Origin of the sequence: Saccharopolyspora mangrovi (assembly GCF_035320975.1) — a bacterium.
Lineage (GTDB): Bacteria > Actinomycetota > Actinomycetes > Mycobacteriales > Pseudonocardiaceae > Saccharopolyspora > Saccharopolyspora mangrovi.
This window is the reverse complement of the sequence record NZ_JAWLNX010000032.1, coordinates 40078-57327: the sequence shown is the minus strand read 5'-3', so window position 1 is coordinate 57327 and position 17250 is coordinate 40078. Positions and strand designations below refer to the sequence as shown.

18 protein-coding genes and 3 pseudogenes are annotated in these 17250 nt (G+C 65.1%); 6 read left to right on the top strand and 15 right to left on the bottom strand.

The window, feature by feature from the left end:
• Positions 1-77: 77 nt before the first annotated feature.
• Positions 78-269: a hypothetical protein gene (locus tag R4I43_RS30660; RefSeq protein ID WP_324269192.1), complete on the top strand. Its 192-nt coding sequence runs from the start codon at positions 78-80 to the stop codon at positions 267-269.
• Positions 270-593: 324 nt separating this feature from the next.
• Here the strand turns inward: R4I43_RS30660 and R4I43_RS30655 are convergent, their stop codons facing one another.
• The gene (locus R4I43_RS30655) at positions 594-740 is read right to left on the bottom strand and encodes a hypothetical protein (protein ID WP_324269191.1); all 147 of its coding nucleotides are present in this window, start codon (positions 738-740) and stop codon (positions 594-596) included.
• A gap of 707 nt (positions 741-1447) precedes the next feature.
• On the opposite strand from R4I43_RS30655, the pseudogene R4I43_RS30650 reads away from it, so the two are divergent.
• Positions 1448-2601, top strand: a pseudogene (locus R4I43_RS30650) (IS3 family transposase).
• A gap of 167 nt (positions 2602-2768) precedes the next feature.
• Here the strand turns inward: R4I43_RS30650 and R4I43_RS30645 are convergent.
• The 4 genes and pseudogenes from R4I43_RS30645 to R4I43_RS30630 form a co-directional block, all read right to left on the bottom strand.
• Positions 2769-3602: an SDR family oxidoreductase gene (locus R4I43_RS30645; RefSeq protein ID WP_324269190.1), complete on the bottom strand. Its 834-nt coding sequence runs from the start codon at positions 3600-3602 to the stop codon at positions 2769-2771.
• A 1-nt stretch (position 3603) separates the two neighbouring features.
• A pseudogene (locus tag R4I43_RS30640) lies at positions 3604-4364 on the bottom strand (SDR family oxidoreductase).
• A 69-nt stretch (positions 4365-4433) separates the two neighbouring features.
• A complete protein-coding gene (locus R4I43_RS30635; RefSeq protein ID WP_324269189.1) occupies positions 4434-6062 on the bottom strand; it encodes a class I adenylate-forming enzyme family protein in 1629 nt (542 codons plus the stop codon).
• A gap of 6 nt (positions 6063-6068) precedes the next feature.
• The gene (locus tag R4I43_RS30630; protein ID WP_324269188.1) at positions 6069-6959 is read right to left on the bottom strand and encodes a crotonase/enoyl-CoA hydratase family protein; all 891 of its coding nucleotides are present in this window, start codon (positions 6957-6959) and stop codon (positions 6069-6071) included.
• Positions 6960-7047: 88 nt separating this feature from the next.
• Here R4I43_RS30630 and R4I43_RS30625 point away from each other — a divergent pair, with 88 nt between their 5' ends.
• Positions 7048-7680: a TetR/AcrR family transcriptional regulator gene (locus R4I43_RS30625; protein WP_324269187.1), complete on the top strand. Its 633-nt coding sequence runs from the start codon at positions 7048-7050 to the stop codon at positions 7678-7680.
• 217 nt (positions 7681-7897) lie between these two features.
• Here the strand turns inward: R4I43_RS30625 and R4I43_RS30620 are convergent, their stop codons facing one another.
• Entirely contained in the window at positions 7898-8275 is a 378-nt protein-coding gene (locus R4I43_RS30620) for an SLC13 family permease (protein WP_324269186.1), read from the bottom strand.
• A 39-nt stretch (positions 8276-8314) separates the two neighbouring features.
• Here R4I43_RS30620 and R4I43_RS30615 point away from each other — a divergent pair, with 39 nt between their 5' ends.
• Positions 8315-8953, top strand: a complete 639-nt coding sequence (locus R4I43_RS30615) for a recombinase family protein (RefSeq protein ID WP_324269185.1) — start codon at positions 8315-8317, stop codon at positions 8951-8953.
• Between the two features lie 219 nt (positions 8954-9172).
• Here the strand turns inward: R4I43_RS30615 and R4I43_RS30610 are convergent, their stop codons facing one another.
• The 9 genes and pseudogenes from R4I43_RS30610 to R4I43_RS30570 form a co-directional block, all read right to left on the bottom strand.
• Positions 9173-9604: a PPOX class F420-dependent oxidoreductase gene (locus R4I43_RS30610; RefSeq protein WP_324269184.1), complete on the bottom strand. Its 432-nt coding sequence runs from the start codon at positions 9602-9604 to the stop codon at positions 9173-9175.
• Positions 9605-10001: 397 nt separating this feature from the next.
• Entirely contained in the window at positions 10002-10403 is a 402-nt protein-coding gene (locus tag R4I43_RS30605; RefSeq protein WP_324269183.1) for a hypothetical protein, read from the bottom strand.
• A 525-nt stretch (positions 10404-10928) separates the two neighbouring features.
• Positions 10929-11558: a transposase family protein gene (locus R4I43_RS30600; RefSeq protein ID WP_324269182.1), complete on the bottom strand. Its 630-nt coding sequence runs from the start codon at positions 11556-11558 to the stop codon at positions 10929-10931.
• Positions 11559-11856: 298 nt separating this feature from the next.
• On the bottom strand, positions 11857-12366 hold the full coding sequence (locus R4I43_RS30595; protein WP_324269181.1) for a hypothetical protein: 510 nt from the start codon (positions 12364-12366) through the stop codon (positions 11857-11859).
• Positions 12367-12431: 65 nt separating this feature from the next.
• Positions 12432-13829 (bottom strand): MFS transporter, encoded by a 1398-nt coding sequence (locus R4I43_RS30590; protein WP_324269180.1) that lies wholly within the window; start codon positions 13827-13829, stop codon positions 12432-12434.
• A 38-nt stretch (positions 13830-13867) separates the two neighbouring features.
• The gene (locus tag R4I43_RS30585; protein WP_324269179.1) at positions 13868-14221 is read right to left on the bottom strand and encodes an ArsR/SmtB family transcription factor; all 354 of its coding nucleotides are present in this window, start codon (positions 14219-14221) and stop codon (positions 13868-13870) included.
• Positions 14222-14227: 6 nt separating this feature from the next.
• Positions 14228-14662 carry an SRPBCC domain-containing protein gene (locus tag R4I43_RS30580; RefSeq protein WP_324269178.1) on the bottom strand — a complete coding sequence of 145 codons (435 nt, stop codon included), beginning with the start codon at positions 14660-14662 and terminating at the stop codon, positions 14228-14230.
• Between the two features lie 302 nt (positions 14663-14964).
• Positions 14965-15183, bottom strand: a pseudogene (locus tag R4I43_RS30575) (helix-turn-helix domain-containing protein); the annotation flags it as partial.
• 121 nt (positions 15184-15304) lie between these two features.
• Complete coding sequence (locus R4I43_RS30570) at positions 15305-15634, bottom strand: hypothetical protein (protein WP_324269177.1); 330 nt, start codon at positions 15632-15634, stop codon at positions 15305-15307.
• Positions 15635-16323: 689 nt separating this feature from the next.
• Between R4I43_RS30570 and R4I43_RS30565 the strand changes: the two genes are divergently transcribed.
• Together R4I43_RS30565 and R4I43_RS30560 are read left to right on the top strand one after the other, a co-directional pair.
• On the top strand, positions 16324-16698 hold the full coding sequence (locus R4I43_RS30565) for an MmcQ/YjbR family DNA-binding protein (RefSeq protein WP_324269176.1): 375 nt from the start codon (positions 16324-16326) through the stop codon (positions 16696-16698).
• A gap of 187 nt (positions 16699-16885) precedes the next feature.
• The gene (locus R4I43_RS30560; protein ID WP_324269175.1) at positions 16886-17059 is read left to right on the top strand and encodes a hypothetical protein; all 174 of its coding nucleotides are present in this window, start codon (positions 16886-16888) and stop codon (positions 17057-17059) included.
• Positions 17060-17250: the final 191 nt, after the last annotated feature.

Genomic DNA, 17250 nt, shown 5'->3' with positions numbered 1-17250 from the left:
TCAACGGCCGCTGTCGCCGGGTGCCAGCAGGCTGGTCACCTCGGCGATCGCCTCTGGCGAGGGTTTGAAGTGGCGGCGTGGTCACCCCCGACCGCGACGTGCCCGGCTACTGGGTCCTGCGCACCCCGCAGGGCGAGAAGCTCGGCGAGGAGATGACCCGCATGCTCGCCTCGCTCCGCGAGCGGGGAGTCCGACTGAACCGCCCCAACGGCAGCGAGCTGCGCGGCGAGCTCGACTGGTCCTACGAGAGTGCTCGCGCCCTGGTCTGACCCTCGCCACACGCGCCCCATTAGTCCGTTTCTATACCGCGCATAATGCTCTTATCTGCGGCGAAGGGCGACGAGCATCGGCTGCAAGGGGCGCTTTGTCGCCACAAGGAGCACAGCGAATGCCCACAAGCCAGGCGCTGCTGGGACAGATGCAAAATCGGTGCCCGCAGGTCGGGCACCGATGCGGAACCCTGTGGCCCGGACTGATCCCATTCGGTCGTCCTCTTGGTGCGATCACAGGCCTTGGGTATCGCCGCTGACCGCCAGGTGCATGCCGGATGCCCTTGGTGCCTGACACCCGAACGGGGAGGGCGCTTCGTCTCCCTAGAGCACGTCCGGATCGATCGCCGCTATCGCGGGCGGGGCCCGTAGGCTGGTCGAGCTCGCGATCGAGGGCCGCTCCGGCTGGTCCTGGTCGACCACGGTGATCGCCGACAACGCGGCGGCGGCAGGCTTTGCCGCGGCCGGCATCTGGCCTGGCCCGCCCCATGCCGCAGTGGTGCGCGCACATGCGGGCCGCCGACGACCTCATGCCCTGATCTACCGTGGCGAAGGCAGATGTCGATACTCGCGTACCTGTCCGCCGCTTCGTTCGCGTAACCACGAATCATAGCTCGATATCAGAGATAACCCGGCATTATCTCGGGTAGAGGAGATTGCGACCAGGCCGAACGGCTCCTTCACGGACCGGACGCCAGGCCGTCCAGCAACGGGTCGTCGAGACCATGCTCGCCTACGGCACGTAGCGTGCGCGGCTCTGACCTGCGCTCACCAGAACGCGGGTCAGGGCTGCCACCTTGGTTGTTCAGCGCGGCCCGATCACCGATCTCACGGCGCTTGAACGCGATCCCAGGTTCGGGATCGGGTTCGTTCTCAGCCTTGCGGGCACCCAGCACCCGGTCAACCCACGGTCACAAACCCAACCCCGCCACCAGCGAAAGCTGAACCCGCACCACACAAACACACAGATCAACGCCTCGCCCACCACGGAAAACGCCACATAGTGAACACAATGAACGCGGAACCGTCGCGAATGATGACCAGCGCTAGACACCACCGACCACTGCCGGCTGATCCACCCCGAGGACTGCCCAGGGTTCGGTTGACACTCTGACCTGCCCCAGAGTTTCTTACCCGTTTCGGTGTGAAGATCGGGCCTTGCTGAAAGGCTGCGATCCATGCCCCGACCGTATCCACCGGAGTTCCGCTTTCGGGCCGTCGCGCTCGTCCGTGCCGGGAAGCCGATCACTGTCGTTGCCACTGAGCTGGACATCAGCGCCGGCGCCCTGCACAACTGGGTCCGCCAAGACCAGATCGACCGCGGTGAACGCCCCGGGACCACCAGCCGTGAGAATGCCGAGCTGACGAAGGCCAACAGGCGTATCCGGCAGCTCGAAGAGGAAGTCGAGATCCTCCGCAAGGCCGCCAAATTACTCGGGGAAGACCGTCCCGACCCAAAAGGATTCACCCGGTGATCGATGCTCTCGTCGAGGCCGGACACCCGGTCAAGGTCTGCTGCCGCGTGCTCGGGGTCAGCAGCCCGGGCTATTACCAGTACAAGAACCGGCCGATGTCGCCGACGAAGATGCGCCGCCAGTGGCTGACCGGCTTGATTCGGGAGGTCCACGACGCCTCACGCAAGACCTACGGGTCCCGTCGCGTGCACGCCGAACTGACACGCGGCATGGGCATCGCGGTCAGTGTGAACTTGGTCGGCGAACTCATGCGGCTCGCCGGGATCGCCGGCCTTCCAGGTCCGGTCAAGGTCAAGCGGTTGAAAGGCGTTGCCACAGCGGACGATCTCGTCCATCGGAAGTTCCATCGACTGTCACCCAATGAGTTGTGGGTCACCGATATTACCGAACATCCCACCCGCGAAGGAAAAATCTACTGCTGCGCGGTGATGGATACGTTCAGCCGCAAGATCGTCGGATGGTCGATCGACAACTGCCAGGACACCACCCTGGTCATCAACGCGCTCGACATGGCCATCAACAACCGCACACCACCACCCGGCGGCATCGTCCACGCTGACCACGGCGTCCAGTTCACCTCGTGGGCCTTCACCAACAAGGTCCGCTCCGCCGGCCTGATGCCCTCGTTCGGCACCATCGGTGATGGGCTCGACAACGCGATGATGGAGTCGTTCTGGTCGTCAATGCAGGTCGAACTGCTGAACCGGAAGAAGTGGCGTACCCGGCTTGACCTGGCGAACGAGATCTTCACCTACATCGAGATCTTCTACAACCGCCAGCGGCGACACTCCCAGCTCGACTACGTCTCGCCGATCGAGTACGAGCTATCCTCCGAGAGCCCATCCATCCCCGCCTGAGCTTCACACCGGCCGGGGTAACGGAGTCTGGGGCAGGTCAAGGTGTCAACCGAACCCTGGGCAGCCCCCATCGATTTGCCAACCACCTTGGAGTGCGGTCAGGTCGAGGCCCCGTGGGCTATCCGTGCCAGGGGGCGCGCGGCCTTGGTCTTGCGTTCGATGCGCGGTCACCGGCGGTCGCTCCCCGTGAAGTGGAAGGTTCGGTTGTGCAGATGCCGCATGCCATGCAGCCACCTGTCGGTGTCGGTGGCGCGGGCCGCGTAGTAGTCGGCAACTTCGGGGTGAGGCAGGGTGAGGAAGCGGCCTGCCTGCATGTCTGTGACGACCGCGGCGGCGACTGCATCGGGTGGAAGTGCCGTGTCACGGCTGAGCAGTTGCTCGACCGCGCCCGAGTTGCGCAGCATCTGGCTGTCGACGCCTTGGGGGCATACCGCCTGTGCGCTGATGCCTCGGTTGCCGTACTCGATGTCGAGCCACTCGGCGAACGCCACTGCCGCGTGTTTGGACACGGAATACGGGCCGTTGCCGATCATCGTGAGGAGGCCGGCGGCACTTGCGGTGACGATGTAGTGTCCGCCTCCGCTGTTCAGCCAGTGTGGGACCAGCGCCCGCGCGGCGCGCACGTGCGCCATCAGGTTCACGTTGAGGGCTCGCGCCCAGTCGGCGTCGTCGGTTTCGATTGAACCGCCGGCCGCGATACCGGCATTGCCGCAGAAGATGTCGATGCGTGAGAGCGCCTCGATGGATTGGGTGACGAGCTGTTCGGGTCCTTCAGGTGTGCCGAGGTCAGCAGGGATGCAGATGCCACCAACGTGGGAGGCGACCTCCTCGGCTGCTGAGGCGTCGAGGTCGTTGACGACCACGTGGGCGCCCTCTTCGGCGAGCCGGATTGCCAGTGCGCGTCCGATGCCATTACCACCTCCGGTGACCACCACCCCCTTGTCTTGCGCGCTGTCGATGCCTCGCGTTGGCCGAGCGGGAGCGCCGGGGATGTTCGCCATGTCAGTGCCCTCCCGCCAACGTCAGTCCACCGTCGATGACGATGGTCTGTCCCGTCACCCAGCTGGCGGCGGGCGAGGCGAGGAAGGCCACAGCCGGCCCGATGTCATCGGGTGTTCCGAGCCGTTTGAGGGGGTAGGTGGCCGCGACGTCTTCTTCGCGACCTTTGTAGAGCACGGCGGCGAACTTGGTCTTGACCACTGCAGGAGCGATCGCGTTGACACGAACCCTCGGTGCCAGCTCGATAGCGAGCTGCTCGGTCGAGTGCGCGAGCATCGCCTTGCTCGCACCGTAAAGACCGATTCCTGCAGCGGGAACCACACCGGCGGTGCTGCACACGTTCACGATTGAGCCGCCCGATTCAGCCATGCCGGCGGAGTACACCGTTTTGACCAGGCCAGCGCGGTGAGACAGTTCACCTCGATCACCTTGCGAGCGGCCGCCAGATCGAGTTCGATCATCGGTCCGTACACAGGATTGATTCCGGCGTTATTGACCAGGATATCGACCCGGCCGAAAGTGCCGGTGACCCGGTCTACCGTCTCGGCCTGGTGGCTCTCGTCATCGGTATTGCCCGCGACGGCCATCGCTTTTGTCGGTCCGCCAAGGTGCTCAACCGCCTTGGCGAGGTCGTCCTCGTTACGAGCGGTCAGGCAGACCCGCGCTCCATTGGTGACCAGGTGCTCGGCGATGCTGAAACCGATGCCGCGAGTGGAACCCGTGATGAGGGCTACCGAGCCGTCGAGTTCGCCGTTGAGGCTCAAGGGGCGCTCCTTGTGGGGCGATTGCGGTGGAGGGTGTGTGATCGGAACAGGCCAGATGCGCGGAAACGCTCAGCTGTCGAGTGGACGGAGGGCGTCCGCAGTGATCTGGTCCCGAAGACGGAACTTTTGCAGCTTGCCCATCGCATTCGTCGGCAGGCTGTCGGTCACGTACCAGGTCTTGGGAGTCTTGTGCGGCGCGAGACGATCGCGAACGAAGTCGTGCAGGTTCTGCACGGTGAGCGATGGGCGGTCAGGGACGGGTTGAACAACCGCAGCGACCGTCTCACCCCACTCCTGGTCGGGGACGCCGACTACCACGGCGTTGCCCACGTCTGGGTGCTCGAGCAAGACCTGCTCGATCTCGCGTGGGTAGATGTTCTCCCCACCGCGGATGATCATGTCCTTGAGCCGGCCCGTCACGGTGACATAACCACGCTCGTCCATCGAACCGAGATCGCCTGTGTGCAGCCATCCTTGCCCGTCGATCGTCGCCGCGGTCTCCTCAGGCATGTCGAGGTAACCGATCATCGTTTGATAACCGCGGGAGCAGATTTCGCCCTCGGTAGCGATGGGAGCGATTTTGCCCCCGATCACGTCGAGAATCGCGACTTCGGCGTTCCAGAGCGGTTTGCCGGCGCTGAAGCGGTTGTCGTGGTTGGTGTCGTGGGGGCTGGTCTGCGTGACGATCGGGCTCAGCTCGGTCTGCCCGTAGACGGTGCTGAAGCCGACGGTAAAGGTTTTCTCGCAGGCGTCGATGAGATCGGCCGGTACTGCGTCGCCGCCGGACACGATCACACGTAGTGAGGAGAAGTCGAACGACGCCAGTTGTGGGTGCGCCAGCAGCGCCCTGAGCATGGCCGGGACGCCGATGAGGACATCGGCCTTGAACCTGCTGATCGCGCTCAGCATTAGGCCAGAGTCGAAGTTCTGTGCCAAAACCAGGGTGCCCCGCTGGACGAGGTTGCCCAGTCCGGCCATTCCGCATCCGGCGGTGTGGAACAGGGGCATGGCGCTGACCCACACGGCACGGTCAGGCGAACTACACCGTGCACGGATGTAGTCGGAATTGGTCACCATTGCTCGGTGCTGCAGGACCGCGGCCTTCGGAGATCCTGTGGTCCCCGAGGTGAATTGGATTTGAGTCGGACCACCGGGGCTGACCTCCGGGAAGGTCACTTCGCCAGGATCGACCTCCCGGAGCTCCTCGAGCCAGTTCGTGAACGGAATAGCGACGACTCCCGGGAGGTTGGGCAAGACCTCGTTCACCAGGGATGCCATGTCGGTGCCGCGGAACGCTTCGGCGTAGGCGACGGCGACGGACTGGGACTGGCGCAGTGCGTATTCCAGCTCCCGCTCCCGCAGCGCCGGATTCGTCGTCACCAAGACCATGCCAGCCAGCGCCGATCCGTACTGGAGCACAAGCCACTCCGGCACGTTGGGCGCCCAGACGGCGATGTGGTCACCAGGTTGGAACCGCTCGAGCAGCCAAGCGGCGGCATGCTCGGCATCGCTGAGCAGCTCGGCATAGGTCCACATGACTGGCTCGCGGTCAGGTGCGATCGAGACGAGCGCCAGCTGATCCGGAACCTCGCGGGCGGCGTCACGGAGGAGCTGACCGACTGAGAGGTCCAAGACAGGCCGCGACGTATCCGCAGGGTAAAGCGACTGAGTCAGCCGAACCGATCCTCTTTCGGGCATGGCGGCTCACTCCTTCCGGCCGGTGGAGTCAGTGAGCTCATCGACGGCCGGGATGGGGCCGCCGCCGTCGGGGATGAACCTGCCTTGGTCGCGCCAGCGGACGGCAGCGTCGAACCCGTGTTGCTGGGCGAACTCGACGAACCAGCGACCCTCCGGGGAATGCCGGGTGATGCCGTCGAACAGGATTGCTAGGTTCTGCGTTGTCTGGAGACCCATGTTGTCGTAAGCCTGGTTAATCATCATCTTCTGCATGACCAGCTGGTTGATGGGAACGCCAGCCATACGGTCGGCGAGCTTTTCGACTTCGCCGTCGAGGTCGGCCTCGGGGACCGCGTCGATGACGAGCCCCCATTCCTTGGCTTGCGCTCCGGTGATGGTGTCGCCGGTGAGCAGCATGCGCTTGGCTCGCTCGGCTCCGAGCCGGTACACCCACATCGCGGTTGTTGGGCAGCCCCAGACCCGCGCTGGCATGTACCCGATTCGGGCATCGTCGGCCATCACCACCAGGTCGCAGGACAAGGCGATATCGCTACCTCCGGCCACGGCATATCCCCGCACCTTGGCAATGGTCGGTTTGGATGAACGCCACAGGGAAAAGAAGTTGTCCGTATTCGCCTTCATCATCTGGAAGTCCTGGATCGGGTCCCAGACCTCGGGCTGCACGTCCTCGCCCTGCTCGGCGTACTGCTTCAGGTCGTAGCCGGCACTGAATGCGCGCCCGGCGCCTTGGACGACGATGACGCGCACGTTGTCGTCGGCATTAGCCTCAGCCACGGCGCCGGCGATCTCGCGGCCCATCTCGGCGGTGATGGCGTTGAGCCTGTCCGGACGGTTCAGCGTGATGTACGCCCCGTGGTTGCGCACCTCGTAGCTGATCGTGGTCGTACTGAGGACCATGGGCTGCTCCTTTGCGGCTTTCGTGCCTGCTCGGACGAGATCAGTCGATGCGCAGAACAGTTCCACAGTCCGTATGGACTGTCAACGAATGTGGCAGGAAGGTCCGGTCGGCCTGGTGGTTACACTGCGGCAGGTGACGGCACTAACCCGTAGAGAGCAGCGCGAGCAGACGCGTGAGCGGCTGCTCGACGGCGCGATGATGGCGCTGGTCGAGCACGGCTACGCCGGTACGACGACGCAGCGGGTCCAAGAGCGTGTCGGAGTCTCCCGGGGTGCGTTGTTGCATCATTTCAGTTCGAAGGCGGAGCTGTTCGCCGCCGCGGTCCACCACATCGCCGACATGCGCATCGAAAACATCCGGGCAGTGGCGCAACGTGTGGGGGATGGCCCAAACTCTCTGCGGCAGATCGTTTTCGCGATGCACGACTCGATGACGGGTCCAGCATTTCTCGCCGCGATGGAGCTGTGGACCGCATCCCGGACCGACGACGAGCTGCGTGAGGCATTGCTGCCGGCCGAGCGGCGTCTCGGACGTGCCCTTCGCGAGGTGTTCGACCGCGCCGCCCGGATCGACGACCCCGAGACCGCTCGAACCGAGCTAGAGTCACTGCTGGCGCTCCTGCGCGGACTGGAGCTGGGCAGAATCATGCGGCAAGACGACGCGGTCGCCGTCGCGGTCATCGAGCAGTGGCTGGATCGCTTCGAGCGCGATTACCAATGACAAGGCGTTGGTTTGGCTCCCAGGGCTTTGACGCCTACCCACGTCCACCGTCGGCTGTTGGCTGGGATGCTGCCCGATGAGACCGCGACAGGTTGCCTCTAGAAGCCCGGCACGATCACCAGGGCCCAGAATAGGGCGGGTACGAGCGCGACGACGGTGATACCCCAGCGCAGGAGGTTGCGAAGTACGGCATCGCGTTGGTCGGCTGTCGTATTGGCTACCACCACGGCGCCGTGGGTGGAGAAGGGCTGACGTCGACGATGGTGCTGGCTACGGCGATGACGGCGACGAGGCTGATCGGGTTGAGGTCGCCGTTCTGGAGCAGTGGCACTGCGAGGGGGACGAGGGCGGCGATGACGCCACTCGAGGTGGCGAAAGCCGAGACGATGCCACCGACGTAGGCAAGTGCTGCTGCGGCGATCAGGGGGATACCGATGCCAGCGACTGCGTCGCCGAGGAAGGCCACGGTGCCGATGTGTTCGAGGACTCCGACGTAGGTCAGCACGCCGCAGACCAGCAAGACCACGCCCCAGGGCACGGCATTGATGGCCTCGCGGTGATGCTTGGAGTTGTAAAGGCCGATTCCGGGCCTCACCCGAACCCGTCTCGCGCGGCTGACGGATACCGGCTGAAGGTGCTCGCGATCGACGACGAGGTCGTTGACGTGGTGCGCCGGATCTTCGCCGAGTACCTCAGTGGTAGGGGCGACCGGGCGATCGCCAACGGGCTGAACCGCGACGGCATCCCGTGCCCCTCGGCCCGTCGGCCGGAGCAGAACCGGCACCGGCTGGCTGACGGTTGGCAGGGCAGCACGGTCCGGGCGATCTTGGACAACCCGCGCTACACCGGCTATGCGTTCTTCGGCCGGTGGACGCGGCAGGAGACGCTCCTCGACCCTGATGATGTAGCCGCAGGCCACGTGATCAGGTTCAGACGATCGGGCTCGGAGTCGGTGGTGAGGTCACGCAAGCCAGCCCACCCGGAGATCGTGTCGGTGGAGACCTTCGTCGAGGTTCAGCTGCGGCGGCGTTGCAGGGCAGCCGGAGGACTGGCTGCCCGGCGAAAGCTCGAACGCGGGCCGAAGAAGTCGACCAAGCGGGCCTACCCGCTGCGCGGGTGTGTCCGCTGCGTTTACTGCTCGCGGCGGATGGAGGGGACACCACGGGAGTCGCGCACCTACTACCGCTGCTCGGCTCGCACGCTCGTACCGGGTTCGCCGATGCTGGAGCGCCACCCGAAGAATGTCTACTTCGTCGGTCCTGTTGGTCCTTGATGTTGGTCTCGGTGTTCTCAGCATGTGGTCCGCGTGACAATGAAGATCGACGTCGTGGCCGTCATCTGCCGGGCCGCGGGTTTGGCGCTTTTGTGGCGACGTGAAGTCCTGGTCCGCCGCGGGCAGTGCGGCGGGCCAGGGCAGGTGTTCGTGAGCAGGTGCAAGTCGAGGCGTGGGAGACAGCAGTGTTGGCTGTGACCTGCGCGGTACCGGTACACCTCAGCCGTTGATGTCGAGCGCTGTTCCGTACAGCCGGTCCACTTTCAGCCGGATGACCATGCGACGTTCGGCGACCGAGTTCTCCAGGAACGCTGCTTCTTCCTGCGGCTTCGCGGCCTCCGGGATCATGGCCAGCAGTTCCCGCCCGACCACGTCGCCTGGAACCGTGGTCATCTCGGAGACCTCGGCCTCGCCCTCAGCGACAGCGAACGACCACACGTCGCCGCCCTGCACGTGCAGCGCCGCACGCGGGTCATGGCGCAGATGCTTGACCTTGATGCGGTCGGCCGTCGTCGAGAACCGCACGATGCGGGTCTCGGGGTCCCAGCTGTAGAGCATGGTGGTCAGGTGGGGGCGGCCACTGCGCTTGATGGTGGCGAGGGTGCCGAACTGCTGCTTGTCGAGCAGGTCCGAGAGGGCTTCATCGGACAACGGTCGGGGTTCCGGGCCTTGATTCATGACCTGACCAACCTCCGTGCCGCCCCAGGAATTCCAGGGAGCCCGCCCAACCACGACTTCCGACGCCCCTAGACGCGTCATCAATGTCCTGGCCCACGACTGCGGGCGGAGAGGTTGTTGACGGCGTGGCCGAGATCGAGGTGTTCCGAGCAGTGTCCCGGCGGCTGCGCGCGTGACGGGCCGGGGCGAGGTCGCCACTGAGGCCGGCCGCCGCGATGGATCCTTCAGCGAGCGGGAAAACCGGTCCAACCACTGCCAGCCCGGTCGCGTTGGGCCGGTGGTGGAACGCCTGCTTGTGTGACCGGACTTCGGCTCGCACCTCCGCCGATGACGGTCCGAGTTCGCTGTGGGCATTGATCCAGGCACATCCTCAGAAGCAGTTGGAGACGTAGATCCATCCGGTGCCGTCCGCGAAGCACGCGCCGCCATCGGGGGCGCTGTGCCAGGGGTAGCCGGTGTTGGGGACGGTGTGGGTGGAGCGGGCGATCACGCGGCTGGTGAAGCCCGCGGGCAGCTCGAGCCCGTAGGCATCAGCGACTTGCAGTGCTCGGGCCGGTCTTGGCTGGATAGGCGATGGATTCGCGGGTGACGCTGAAATCCCAGGGTCGCCACAGTGCCACCGACGACGGCGGCGCGGAGGAAATCCCGACGTTCCACGGCGTTCTCCTTCAGTCAGAAGCCGGAACAAGGTGAGCAGCAGGCGAAAAGCGCTGCGGCCATCGGAAAATCTGTGGCGGAAAAGGTAGCCGAAGAGTGCCTGCACCATGAACACTTTCAGGACGGTGCGTGATCGCAGGAGTCGCGTATCGAAATGGAGCTATTCTTTCCGATTCGTGCGTCGAAACTAGAGGGAGCACTGCTTTGGCCGTCTTTGGGCTCGGCGAGCTCATCTAGGACCTGTCGAGCGTATGGGCCGACGCTCGCACGATGAGCCAGGCTGAACCAAAGATGGGAATGCCCGCTGGCTCTTCCACGTCTCATCGCGGTGGGGTCTTCGTCGCCGCGAGTGGCGAGGGCCCGACGCAGATCGGGCGCCGGTCGGCCGAGGCGGCCCAGTCACCCGTTGCTGGGCGCTGACGTGGCGGAGCCCTGCTTGCCATACGCGGCGGAACGACTTTCGGCCCATCCCAGACCGGGAATTCCCGGCAACAGCGATGCAATCCACGAGTGAGAGGCGGTGCCAGCTCGATCGTTCATCGGTGTTGACTCCCTGGTGGCCTGGTTCATCGGCACTTATGAGTCCACCAGGTAAGCGGGGCGAACACGACTACAGTGAGTGAGCCTTTTCCACTTGAGATCAGCCTGCGTGGATGAGGCTCTGCACCGCGTTGACGAGCAGTGTCGCGTGGTGCGGGCATCCTCGGATGCGGCGGAGGATCTTCCAGCTCTTGAGTTGGGCGTTCGCGCGTTCACCGGGTCCGCGTAGCCGGGCGTGCGCGACGTTGACGGCCTTCTGGTTCGCAGACAGGCGAGGACGGTCATCGAGTTCGTTCTCGCGTGTTCGGCGGCGTTGCGGGAGTTCGACATTCGTGCCCGCGCCGCGATAGGCGCTGTCGGCAACGACCCGGATGCCGGCGGTGGTCAGGGCGTCGATGAGGCCGTGTTCCCGGGCGGCGCCCATGTCATGGCGGGCGCCGGGCAACGCGGGTGAGGCCCAGATCAGCCTACCTGCTGGGCCGGCGATGACCTGCACGTTCACGCCGTGTCTTTTGTGTTTTCCTGAGTAATACGGGCGATCTCGACCGATGGCCATCCCGACCCGATCGATCCGTAACAGGGTCCCGTCGATGGTGACGAACGCTTTCCGCGCCGCGACGGTGATCGCTTCGTCCAGGCTTCTCGCGCGGGTGGACAGGACGCCCAGGGCTTCACGGATTGGCTTTAGCAGCGATGTGTGGCGTCGTTTGTTCGTGAATGTTGATACCATGTTTGTTCGTGCGTTGGGTCATGTCAGCGAATTTTGGCGTCGCTCGGCTACTGCGGTGGAATGATCAGTGCTGCTTTGTGTGCCGCGATCCGCCGTGACGCCCGAGTCGGGTTGTCCTGCCGTGCGATCCAGCGAAAGCACAGTGTCGGGTGCCGGATGGCGGCCAGGGCGCTGGCCTCGCCCTGGCCTCGCGCTGGTCGGTGTCGCGGAGGAGGGACTGGTCGTCCGCGACGATGAATCCGTCGTGGACAGGACACCCCACTCATCCGGCCAGTCGTGGTAGAGCGCGGCCAGCTTCTCAGGTTGTGGTTCGGGCCGTGGTGGCGTTCGGTAGCAGGGCCAGGAGTTGTTGGGTGTGGCCGGGTATTTCCACTTCTGCGAGGCCGGTGATGAGGTCCTTGAGCGGCATGGGCTGGTCGACCAGGACGGTGTCGTGGGACAGGAGCAGGGCCGGTATCGGTGTGTCGAGTTCGGTCTGGCTGAGCATCGGTCCGGCGAGTGCGCACAGGGCGTCTGCCTGGTGGCGGATGCGGGCGCGGAGTCCGGTGTTGCCGTCGGCGAGTTTGATGACGTGGTCGATGGTCCAGGTGTCGAGCGCTGTGCGGTTGTCGTAGGTCGTGACTGTTCCCGAAGCGACAGTGGAGACGGCGGTGATGGTGGCGGCGTTGACGAGTGTGACGTGCGCGAGGATCTGGTCGGCGTTCCATTCACCGGGCGGGGCGGGGTTGGTGTCGTCGGCGTCGGCGACGGTGGCGGCCGCGTCCAGCAGTGCGCGGTAGGCGTTGCGAAGAGGGGTGGTGTCCAGCATGTTCTCTTGTTCTTTCTGTCGTTGTGCGGAGAAAGCTGTGGCGGTATCTGTCGTTGGTGTAGGGCTCACCGGGATGCGACGGCGAGCGGGGTGGGGGTCGCAGCGGGCTGCGTGCGGCGTGGGCGGAGACCGAGCCAGACCAGGCTCGCGGCGGCGAGGGTGATGGCCACGTCCACGGACAGTGCGAGGTGAATTCCGGTCAGCTGGACGCTGTGTGTTGTGGCGAGCGCGCTGAGGATCGGGATCCCGATGGTCATGCCCACCTGCTGGGTCAGCGAAGTGATACCGGTGGCCAGTCCCTGGTCCCGGTCGGGCAGACCCGAGGTGGCGGTGACGGTGAACGCCACGATCGCGGCGACGTGTCCGAAGAACCCGATGAACAGCGCCAGGATCAGGATCGCGAGCGCCGCCGGGCCGGTGCCGAGGAAGACCAGCGGCAGCGTCGCGGCTCCCTGCACGGCCAGGCTCGCGACCAGGACCATCCTGGCACCGAGGCGCCCGATGATTCGACCGGCCAACAGCCCGGCGGCGACCGACGCGAGGCCCGGGATGCCGAAGATCACGCCAGTGGCCAACGGCCCGAAACCGAGGACGTCCTGCAGGTACAGCGTGGTCAGGAAGATCATGGCGGGTTCCATCGCGAAGATCACCAAACCCGCGCAGGCACCCCATTTCACGGTTCGCCGGGCGAGGATGCGCACCGAGGCCAGCGGTGCCGGCGAGCGCAGCTCGATCATCCAGAACGCGGCCAGCAGCAGCACACCCACGACAGCGACGAGCACGTTCGCTTCGAGCACCGCGTAGATCACCGCGAGCAGACCGCCGGTCACGGTCACCGCGCCGGGCACGTCCATCCGCACCTTGCCGCCCGCCCTGCTCTCCTCCATCAAACGGGGAGTGAGCACCAGGATGACCAGGGCAACCGGGACGTTGACGAAGAATGCCGCCCGCCAGCCGAGCAGGCTCACCAGTGCGCCACCGAGCAGCGCGCCGACGGTGAATCCGGCCGACTGCAACGCACCGTTCAAGCCGAGAACCCGCTCGCGTGCTGTGCCTTCGGCGAACGTCGTTGTCAGCAACGACAATGCCGCCGGAGTGGCCATCGCGGTGGCGAGCCCTTGCAGCACTCTGGCGGTCAGCAACGTTTCCGGATCGGCAGCGAGGCCGCCGAGTACCGAACCGGCGATCAGCACCACCATCGCGGACAGGAACATCCTGCGCCGCCCGAACAAGTCCGCCAGCCGGCCGCACAGCAGGGTAAGGCCGGCGGCGGGCAGCGCGAAGGACGCGGTGATCCAGGGCAGCCCGGTGGAATCCAGGCCGACACCGGTACCGGCCTCCGGAAGCGACACGTTCAGGATCGAGAAATCGACCGACAGCATGAAGCCGGCCCCGAGCAAGACCAACAGAATGAGCCGTTGCTTCGGCGTGAACCGGGCAGGGGAGGTCGCAACAACAGACATGGGTGTCCTTGCTGTGAAAGGGAGAATTGCCGGAAGGGCTACTTCGGGTCCCGCTCGGCCGCCTCGGCGAAGCGTTTGATCTTGGCCAGGCGGCGGTCCCAGGCGGCTGCGAGCGAGGACATCCAGCGAGCAGTCGCGTCCAGCGCCTCGGAACGCACCGAGTACCGCACCTCGCGGCCGACCTTCACACTGCCGACCAGCCCGGCCGTCTCCAGGACGGTCAGATGCTTGACCACCGCCTGCCGCGAAATCGGCAGCTCGTCAGCCAGCGTCGTCGCGGTGGCCTGGCCGTGAGCCGACAACCGGTCCAGCAATTGTCGGCGGGTCGGTTCGGCCAGGGCATTCAGGACGGCGTCGACGACATCGGCGTCCGGACGGGGCGAGTCCACCATGGTGGATCACTCGGCGCGGGCGGCGAGCGCGGCCAAGCACTGCTCCCACCCGCCGGTGTGGTCCTTGATCACGTTGCGGCGGTTCTCCTCCGACGTCGGCAGCGCCGCGAACCCGCTTTCCACCACGCGCAGCCGGGTCCCGTCGCCCTCGGGCGTCAGGGTGAACTCCACCAGCGTGGAGTTGTCCTCGGTCAGGGCTTCGCCGGGGAACGCGCTCATCCACCGGTATGCCAGGTACTTCGGCGGATCGACCTTCTCCACGCGCATCGGGAAGTCTCCGTGCTGCGAGTGCCGGGCCACCAGGGTCTGGCCTTCGGTGGCCATCGTGCCCCGGATGCTCTCATCGTCGGTCGCCCAGAACCCCGGCTCGCTCACCAGCGGCCAGACCCGTTCCGGCGCTGCCGCGATCACGATCTCGCGCTCGATGCGGTCAACCATCATGGCGTACTCCTTCAGTTCCGCTTCGCTGTGCAACCCTAGGATTGCACAGCGATCTGCGCTGCGCAACCCTAGGGTTGCACTTTTCTCTTGCAGAAGTAGCCCAGGTGCCCGCGGGTGTCCGCGACAGGGCACGCATCCCGCCGCTGCTGGTCCTTCTACTCTGCGGCCGAGGGCAGCTTCAGGAGTCCAGCGCCATCACGAAGTGACGCCATCTCCCGCGAACATTGATCACCGTGAAGCCCGGGCAAGTGACGTCGGAATCGACCGACAAGTGACGTCACTTCACGCTGTCAAAGTCAACGGATATAGCGGAACACCGTGGTCACACCGATACCGAACCCGGTCGCCAGGTCCGCGTAGGTGTCACCTTTGCGCAGGTAGGCCAGCACGAGCAGTGCTTGCTGGCCCGCTTCCAGCCTTCTCCAGCGGGTTTGGCGTGTTCGTCGTTCGTGCCGTAACGCTTCGGCCAGCATGTTCAATGCGCGATTGGACACCGACATCCCCGACGGGTAAGAAAGCACCCTGAAGCTCCTGGTAGTGGCCGAGTTGATCTAGTCAATCCACTCGTCTACCAGGAGCTTCACCCGTCTGCACACCCGGCCTAATCAGCGCCGAGGCCCTACCGAGCCAAGTGGAAAAGGCTCACTGCCGGGCGCGGGAGGGCAAGACAATGGAGGCCGTGGCCGGGAGGCGATGGACACCGGTGGAATCGGGATAGATCACCAGCGCCGTGGAGGTCGCCTGGACTGAGACCGACTGGTGGGGTGGCCAGTCCAGGGCCCGCAGGATCGGGCGGGCCGAGACCCGGCCCGCCCGGTCGACATGGCCGATCCCGTAGAGGGGCGCCAGCGGTTCTGGTTCGGTGCGGATCGAGGGCACCGACAACGGCCGCTGTGCTTGCCGATCACCGCGGACCTGAAGCGGGGAGTCGACCCGGGGCGGGACCAACCCGCTGATGATCTGCTCGCTCACAGCACCCACCGCCTCAGCAGGAGGGTGCTGAACGCAGCAACACCGCAGCGATCAGAGGATCGCTGCGGTGTTAGAGTGCCTGCCGTGCGTTGGTGAAATTGCACGCATTTTTGTGTCCGAGGACGGACTTGCACACTATTCACCCGCCTTCTGCTTCCTGAAACAGGTTGAAGCAGAGGGCTTTTTGCTGTCCCAGCCGTCCCGGCGTTAGTCCATCGGGGACACCAGGCCGGGACAGGTCTGGGTGCAGTGTGAGCTGCGAAAACATGGAGTGACGGTAGGTGGGGACGCGTCGTGTGGGGTGTCCCGGCGTGTCCCGAAGTCGGCTCCCTGTACGGATTCCACGGGTGTTGGAGTGGCCTGTCGTAGGTGTCGCCGAGGTGTCGGTTCCTACATCCGTCAATATCGTTGATGGCTTCAGGGGTTGCTGAAATTAATCAGATGTGAGGAGCCCGCGGATATGACGGTCATGTCGTCTTGTGCGGGGGACGAGCTCCGGTCGGCAGCGCTGCCGCCGGTACCGCCCTGTCTCAGCGGGTGACCATGAGCTTGCGGACTCCGTAGTTGACGCCGGTGAAGTCCATGGGTCTCATCCAACGGTGTGGCGAGCCGCAGGTTGGGGAACCGAAAGCCTGTGCCCGCGAGGTTGTTGGGCGGTTGTTGTCGGGGTGGGTGTTTACGCTGGCGGTATGACCCCGGATGAGCTTAGGAACGCGTGTTTGGCCTTCGCCGGTGTCGGCGAGGAGTTTCCGTTCGACGAGGCCAACAGCGTGTTCAAGGTTCGTGGGAAGATCTTCGCGATCAGCCGGTTGGTCGGTGTGCCGCTGCGGGTGAGTCTGAAGTGCTACCCGGAGTTGGCGGTGCAGCTGCGGGCGACGTTCCCGGCCATCACGCCCGGTTACCACCTGAACAAGCGCCATTGGAACACGGTCGTGCTCGACGGTTCCGTTCCGGAACACCTCGTGCGGGAGATGATCGAGGATTCTTACGATCTCGTCGTCGCCGGGCTTCCGAAGCGCGAGCAGGTAAAGCTCCAGTGGGTGGGCCTGAGCCGTGGTGAATGAGTCCTAACGCGCGCTGGCGGGGCGTTTCGAGGCCGAAGGCTCGGTGGGAGTGCGAGGTCACCTCGTCCTGGTCGAGGCCAGGCTCCCGGGCGGTTTCCGGTGGGGATCGTGATCAGTGTGTTCGTCGAGGCACCAGGTCCGAGGAGTGTCTACGTCAGGGAGACACTTTCTCGACGGGCTCCGATCCTTGCCTCCCGAGCTCACCGGTGCCGGCGACCAGGATGTGGCCGACTATCTACGCGCGAATGGGTTGGTGATCGTCTACCTCGGCCCGGACTGGATACTCGAACAGCGCCAGCCGGAAGCGGCGCCTGCAGTGCTGCCACCCAGCGGAACACAGCGGGCCTTTCCGGTGCGCTGACCGATGCACCGGCCGGGTACCGCGGGGACATTGGCATTGTCGGCGTGTCGAGCGAGCACCGGGCAGGAGAGCAGCGAAAACGGTGTTAGACGCGACTGAGGCGAGACCGTAATCTCGCCTCAGCTGATGTCGAGGCCCCCAAGGTCAAACCCGTGGGGTAATTCTGTGTCCGAGCGAGTTGCGCACTTACC

Coding starts and splice junctions, on each gene's coding strand:
- R4I43_RS30655 (WP_324269191.1), bottom strand. CDS start 740: ATGCCGGCCGCGGCAAAGCCTGCCGCCGCCGCGTTGTCGGCGATCACC.
- R4I43_RS30645 (WP_324269190.1), bottom strand. CDS start 3,602: ATGGCGAACATCCCCGGCGCTCCCGCTCGGCCAACGCGAGGCATCGAC.
- R4I43_RS30635 (WP_324269189.1), bottom strand. CDS start 6,062: ATGCCCGAAAGAGGATCGGTTCGGCTGACTCAGTCGCTTTACCCTGCG.
- R4I43_RS30630 (WP_324269188.1), bottom strand. CDS start 6,959: ATGGTCCTCAGTACGACCACGATCAGCTACGAGGTGCGCAACCACGGG.
- R4I43_RS30625 (WP_324269187.1), top strand. CDS start 7,048: ATGTGGCAGGAAGGTCCGGTCGGCCTGGTGGTTACACTGCGGCAGGTG.
- R4I43_RS30600 (WP_324269182.1), bottom strand. CDS start 11,558: ATGGTATCAACATTCACGAACAAACGACGCCACACATCGCTGCTAAAG.
- R4I43_RS30595 (WP_324269181.1), bottom strand. CDS start 12,366: ATGCTGGACACCACCCCTCTTCGCAACGCCTACCGCGCACTGCTGGAC.
- R4I43_RS30590 (WP_324269180.1), bottom strand. CDS start 13,829: ATGTCTGTTGTTGCGACCTCCCCTGCCCGGTTCACGCCGAAGCAACGG.
- R4I43_RS30585 (WP_324269179.1), bottom strand. CDS start 14,221: ATGGTGGACTCGCCCCGTCCGGACGCCGATGTCGTCGACGCCGTCCTG.
- R4I43_RS30580 (WP_324269178.1), bottom strand. CDS start 14,662: ATGATGGTTGACCGCATCGAGCGCGAGATCGTGATCGCGGCAGCGCCG.
- R4I43_RS30565 (WP_324269176.1), top strand. CDS start 16,324: ATGACCCCGGATGAGCTTAGGAACGCGTGTTTGGCCTTCGCCGGTGTC.